The following is a 572-nucleotide window of genomic DNA, read 5'->3' as shown; positions in this document are numbered from 1 at the left end:
AGGGTGAGATCCGCCTGAACGGCGAGCCGATCCAGTTCTCCGGTCCGCAGAGCGCACGCGCCCACGGCATCGAGACGGTGTACCAGGACCTCGCCGTGGCCGCCTCCATGGACATCGCCTCGAACATGTTCCTGGGGCGCGAGCTGCGCCGCCCCGGTGTCCTCGGCAGTGCCTTCCGCATGCTGGACAAGAAGCGCATGCGCCAGGAGGCCGCCGAGCACATGGCGGACCTGAAGATCGGCCTGCGTTCGCTGACCCAGGCCGTCGAGACCCTCTCCGGCGGACAGCGGCAGGCCGTCGCGGTGGCCCGCGCGGTCGCCTGGGCCCGCAGCGTCGTGGTCATGGACGAACCCACCGCCGCCCTCGGCGTCAAGGAGTCCGGCCAGGTCCTCGACCTCATCCGCCGGGTTCGCGACAAGGGCATGCCGGTGGTCCTGATCAGCCACAACATGCCGCACGTCTTCGAGATCGCCGACCGGATCCACGTCCACCGCCTGGGCCGGCGCGCCGCCGTCATCAAGCCCTCCGACTACTCCATGGCGGAGGTCGTCGCCATCATGACCGGCGCACTC

1 protein-coding gene is annotated in these 572 nt (G+C 70.1%); it reads left to right on the top strand.

What is annotated here, in order from left to right; translation table 11 throughout:
- Positions 1-572 (top strand): ATP-binding cassette domain-containing protein (locus GTY47_RS03555; RefSeq protein WP_010038632.1); only part of this gene is annotated, 572 nt, incomplete at both ends.

The organism is Streptomyces sp. SID5464 (assembly GCF_009862985.1).
In the GTDB taxonomy this organism is placed as follows: domain Bacteria; phylum Actinomycetota; class Actinomycetes; order Streptomycetales; family Streptomycetaceae; genus Streptomyces; species Streptomyces chartreusis_D.
Note: the sequence above shows the minus strand (reverse complement) of the source record. Positions and strands in the feature narration are given on the sequence as shown.